4 protein-coding genes are annotated in these 5130 nt (G+C 64.1%); all 4 read right to left on the reverse strand.

Features of this window, described 5'->3' with window-relative positions; genetic code table 11:
• Positions 1-44: 44 nt before the first annotated feature.
• Complete coding sequence (locus B348_RS0105700) at positions 45-1397, reverse strand: LLM class flavin-dependent oxidoreductase (protein WP_017735181.1); 1353 nt, start codon at positions 1395-1397, stop codon at positions 45-47.
• A complete protein-coding gene (locus tag B348_RS0105705; protein WP_017735182.1) occupies positions 1398-2591 on the reverse strand; it encodes an SfnB family sulfur acquisition oxidoreductase in 1194 nt (397 codons plus the stop codon). It abuts the gene before it with no gap.
• Between the two features lie 39 nt (positions 2592-2630).
• Positions 2631-3872, reverse strand: a complete 1242-nt coding sequence (locus B348_RS0105710; protein ID WP_017735183.1) for an SfnB family sulfur acquisition oxidoreductase — start codon at positions 3870-3872, stop codon at positions 2631-2633.
• 187 nt (positions 3873-4059) lie between these two features.
• On the reverse strand, positions 4060-4824 hold the full coding sequence (locus B348_RS0105715) for a hypothetical protein (protein ID WP_017735184.1): 765 nt from the start codon (positions 4822-4824) through the stop codon (positions 4060-4062).
• Positions 4825-5130: the final 306 nt, after the last annotated feature.

Genomic DNA, 5130 nt, shown 5'->3' on the forward strand with positions numbered 1-5130 from the left:
GCTGACCCACCGCTATCGCAGGCAAGCCAGCTCCCACATTTTGATTAGCGGCGGTAAGTGGATCCGGTGTGCTGTTGGGGAAGTCGAGCGCTGGCGTGGAAGACTTTTTCTCTCAACGTGCCAGCCTCATACGCAGTCTTGTAGGACCCGCGCCTCTGCAACTCCGGCACCACCAGCTCAATGAAATCCACATAGCTTTCCGGCGTGACAATCCGCGTCAGGTTGAAGCCATCCAGCCCGGTCTCGCTGATCCACGACTCCAACTCATCCGCCACCTGCTCGGGCGAGCCGACCAGGGTGATATAGCGCCCGCCCAGCGCGTGTTGCTCCAGCAATTTGCGCCGGGTCCAGTCGTTGTTTTGCAGGTTCTTGGTGGCCGACTGGATCGCGTTGCTTTTCACGTACTGGATCGGTTCATCCAGTGCGTACTGGGAAAAATCAATCGCCGTCGACGCCGAGAAGTGCGCTACGCCGGCTTCCGCGCTGGCATAGCTCAGGTACTCGGCGTGCTTGGCCCAGGCCGCTTCTTCGGTGGCACCAACGATCACGTTGAGGCCCATGAACACCTTGATGTCATCCGGGTTGCGCCCGGCTTCGACGGCGCTGGCGCGCACCTTGTCCACCTGGAGCTTGGTCGCGGCCTTGTTCTGCCCGCTGATAAACACGCACTCGGCATGCCGCCCGGCGAACAGCAGACCACGGTCCGAACTGCCCGCCTGGAACAGCACCGGCGTACGCTGCGGCGACGGCTCGCACAGGTGATAACCCTCTACCTGATAGAACTCGCCGTGGTGCTCGACCTTGTGCACCTTGCCCGGCTGGGCATACACCCGCGCCTGCGGGTCGTTGACCACGGCGGCGTCTTCCCAGCTGCCTTCCCAGAGTTTGTAGAGCACCTCCAGGTACTCGTCGGCCTGGTCGTAGCGGCGGTCATGCTCGACCTGCTCGGTGAGGCCCATGGCCTTGGCGGCGCTGTCGAGGTAGCCGGTGACAATGTTCCAACCCACGCGGCCACGGCTCAGGTGGTCCAGCGTGGACATGCGCCGCGCGAACAGATACGGCGGCTCGTAGGTGAGGTTGGCGGTGAGGCCGAAGCCGAGGTTCTTCGTCACCGCCGCCATCGCCGAGACCAGCAGCAACGGGTCATTCACCGGCAGCTGGATCGACTCTTTGAGCGGCACGTCGATAGAGTTTTGGTAGACGTCGTACACGCCGACGATATCGGCAATGAACAAACCGTCGAACAGCCCGCGCTCGAGGATCTGCGCCAGTTCGGTCCAGTACTCGATGGTCTTGTACTGGGTCGAAGTGTCCCGTGGGTGGGTCCACATACCGTGGTTGATATGCCCGATGCAGTTCATGTTGAAGGCATTGAGCAGGATTTTTTTCTTCGCCATTTAGATGGTCCCCCGCAGCGGCGGGTTTGCATCGTTGAGGTAGTAATTGCCCACCGCGTGGTACTTCCAGCGCACCGGGTCGTGCAGGGTGTGCACGCGGGCGTTGCGCCAGTGGCGGTCGAGGCCGTGCTCGGCCAGGGTCGCCTGGCTGCCGGCCAGTTCGAACAGGGTGCTGCCGGCGGCCAGGGAAATCTCGGTGCTCAGGGCGCGCACTTCGGCCACCGCTATCGAGGCGGCGGCGACGGTGTCGGCGTTGCTGTCGGCCTGGGCGCGGTCGAGGAATTCGCCTGCGCGTTCCAGCAAGGCTTCGCTGGCGTGCAGGCGGATGCTCAGGTGGCCGAAGCTTTTCAGGGTCAGTGGGTCTTCGCTGGCCTTGTCGTTGCCGGAATCGATCCACGGGCGGGTCTTGGTGCGCACAAAGTGCAGCGCATCTTCAAAGGCGGCGCGGGCGATGCCGGTGTCGATGGCGGCGTGCAGGATCTGCGCCAGCGGGCCGACGGTGGTCGGGCGTTCGAAGGCGCTCTGGAACGGGATCACGTCGGCGGCGGCGACCCACACGTTGTCGAACACCACCGAACCGCTGCCGGTGGTGCGCTGGCCGAAGCCGCTCCAGTCGTCGATCACCGTCAGGCCGGCGCTGTCACGCGGCACGAAGGCCAGTTGCTGCACGCCGTGTTCGTCCACCACCGAGGTGGGGATGCGCTGGGCGTAGATCGCGCCGGTGGAATAGAACTTGCGGCCGCTGATGCGGAAACCATTGCCGTCACGGGTGATCGAGGTGACGCGGTCGTGGGCGGTCTTGGTGCCCAGCTCGGCCAGGGCGTTGCCGAAACGCTGGCCGGCCAATACTTCGGCGTACAGGCGTTGTTGCTGCGCTGGCGTGCCGTTCACCCGCAGCACTTCGAGGGCGTAGAAATGGTTTTGCGGGATCTGGCCCAGGGACGCATCCGCCTGGGCAATCAGCGCGATGACCTTGGCCAGGGTGACGTTGGACACGCCAGCGCCGCCGTATTCCTTCGGCACGCTGATGCCCCACAGGCCGGAGCGCGAGAACACGTCCAGTTCGGGCAAGGGCAGGCGGCGTTCGCGGTCGCGCTGGGCGCTGTCGCGGCGGAAGTCTTCGGCCAGGTCGCTGGCGACAACAAGGGCTTGTTCATCGCTGGTGATAACCGCGACGTTTGCAGAGAAAGTCATATGTGCTCCAGAAGCTTGTAGAGGAAGTGTTCTGGTCGGTTAAATCCAGGAGTGACGAGCCGGCAACGTGCCGTTCAAGCGGAACGCGCCGATGGCGTGATACTTCCAGCGCACCGGGTCGTGCAGGGTGTGCACGCGGGCGTTGCGCCAGTGGCGGTCGAGGTTGAATTCGGCGAGGGTGGCGCGGCTGCCGGCCAGTTCGAAGAGCTTTTCGCTGACCAGCAGCGACACTTCGGTGGTCAGCACTTTCGCCTCGGCCACGGCAATCGAAGCACGTGCGGCGGATTGCGCGGTGATCGGCGCGGCGCTGACCTGGTCCAGCACGTGGCCGGCCTTGCGCAGCAGGGCTTCGGCGGCGTGCAGTTCGATCTTCAGCTTGCCGATGTCGGCGATCACATACAGGTCATCGCTGGCGCGTTCGACCTTGGCGTCGATCCATGGGCGCGAACGTTCACGCACGAAGGTGATGGTGTCGTCGAGGGCACCACGGGCGATGCCGGCGTCGATGGCGGCCTGGATCAGTTGCGAGACGGCGCCCTGGATGTTCGGGGTTTCACCGATGCGCCAGTTTTCCACCACCAGCTCGGCGTCCACGGGTACTTGATCCAGCAATACGGTGCCGCTGGCGGTGGTGCGTTGGCCGAAGCCCGACCAGTCGTCAACGATGCGCAGCCCTTCGGTGCCACGGCGTACAAACGCCATGACCTGCTTGCCGTCGTCGTTGAGCGCCTTGACCGCCACCCAGTGGGCGAACAGCGCGCCGGTGGAGTAGAACTTCTGACCGCTGATCACATAGCCGTCGCCCTGGGCGGTGAGGCGCGCCTTGAGTTCCAGGGTGTTCCTGGTGCCGCGTTCCGGGCCGCCATTGCCGATGCGCCAGCCGTCGAGGACGCTCTGGAACAGCTGCTTTTTCTGGCGTTCGGTGGCCGCGCCCTGCAGCAGGTGCAGGATGCCGAAATGGTTCTGCGGGATCTGGCCGAGGGCCGGGTCGGCCGCGCTGATGATCGCGAATACGTCGGCCAGGGTCACGAAGGACACCTGCGGGCCGCCGTATTCACGGGGAATGGAAATACTGCCCAGGCCACTGCGGGTGAACTGTTCCAGCTGCGCCCAGGGCAGCTTGCGTTGCTGATCGCGCTGGGCGGCGTGCAGGCGTGCCGCCTGGGCCAGCGCATGGGCTGCGTCCAGCGCCTCTGCGTCGTTGCGCAGCACGGTGGCCGGCAACAGCAGGGGAGCGACGTCCAGATCGCTCTGGGGGGGTGTTTGAGCCAAGTTAGACATCAGCGCCGCTCCTTGGCTGCACGCAATGCCCTGGCGTTGTGCACCGGGGTAATTCTGACCATACCGACCTCGCATTCAATGAAATGAAAACAGAAAAATCAAAGATGTCCGGTGGTCCGGTGCATATACCCTAAGCGTGTTAAATATTTAAATAAACGTGATTTTTGGAATAAGCATAGAAGGCCCGTCACCCAGGTTCGCAGGGCGAGCCGAGGGGGCGCGGCTGATAGATCAGCCCCGACCCGGCCGGGCGGGTCGGCGTCCCGGCGGCGATGCGCAGCGTGCGTGCCGGCGCCCAGCGTGAATTGTTGCCGACGCGATCGAGAATGCAGTACGTGACGTCCAGGCGGCTGTCGTCGCCGGCTTCGACGATCACCGCGGAAGGCACCCACACCTGCACGGGCAGGCCGATATCCCTGGCCCGGATCTTCGGCAGGTCCAGGCGCACATCGCCCCAGCGCAGGGTGATGGCGTCGCCGCTGGTCATGTTCAGGTAGGGCTCGATGGTCAGGGGAACACCGCGCCGCACCTGGCTGGCGTTGACGCCGTAGCGGCGAATGGTCTCGGGCAGGCTGGCGGGGGCGAGGTTGAGGTTTTCGTCGCAGTACAGGGGCGAGGGCTGGCCGCCCGGGTAGTTGGTCTTCACTCGCACCCGGGTCACGGCCGAGCGTGCGGCAGCGTGGCCGACCTGCATGACCTGGTAATGAAGCTGGGCCGGGCCGTCCTGCACAAAGCTTTCCGGCACACGCAGGTGCGTGGGAGTGCCGACCTTGCAGGCGGTCACCCGGCGTGAGGCGGCAAAGCAGTTGTTCCAGAACAGCTCGATCAGGTCGCCCTCATCCATGTGGGGATAGGGTGCGATATCGACCTGCAATTGTGCGGCAGCCAGGGCGTTGATGCCGTTTCGCAGGGCCTGTGGCAGGGTCGGCGCGGTGAGCAGGGTGTGCGTCATAAGTAATCTCCTTGATGCAGCCAGCAGCCATCGTTCCGGTCCTTTGCGCGGGTGCGCGCAGGGGGCTGAAAAGAACGATTCAGTGAATAGCCGGGATAGGATCCAATCCTCTGGGCGCTAGATAAGAGGGTTGGCCAAGAGGCGTCAATGGCGGCAAAGGGCTAAACGGCGGGTGGGGGGAGATTCAGAAGGGTCTGACTGGCGCGGGGATTTTAAGACGGTTAAAGCGAGGCCTTTTACAGGCTGGAATGAGTATTCCCTGTAGGAGCGAGCTTTATGTGGGAGCTGGCTTGCCTGCGATGCAGG

The organism is Pseudomonas sp. CBZ-4 (assembly GCF_000346755.1).
Taxonomy (GTDB): Bacteria; Pseudomonadota; Gammaproteobacteria; order Pseudomonadales; family Pseudomonadaceae; genus Aquipseudomonas.

Coding starts and splice junctions, on each gene's coding strand:
- B348_RS0105700 (WP_017735181.1), bottom strand. CDS start 1,397: ATGGCGAAGAAAAAAATCCTGCTCAATGCCTTCAACATGAACTGCATC.
- B348_RS0105715 (WP_017735184.1), bottom strand. CDS start 4,824: ATGACGCACACCCTGCTCACCGCGCCGACCCTGCCACAGGCCCTGCGA.
- B348_RS0105705 (WP_017735182.1), bottom strand. CDS start 2,591: ATGACTTTCTCTGCAAACGTCGCGGTTATCACCAGCGATGAACAAGCC.
- B348_RS0105710 (WP_017735183.1), bottom strand. CDS start 3,872: ATGTCTAACTTGGCTCAAACACCCCCCCAGAGCGATCTGGACGTCGCT.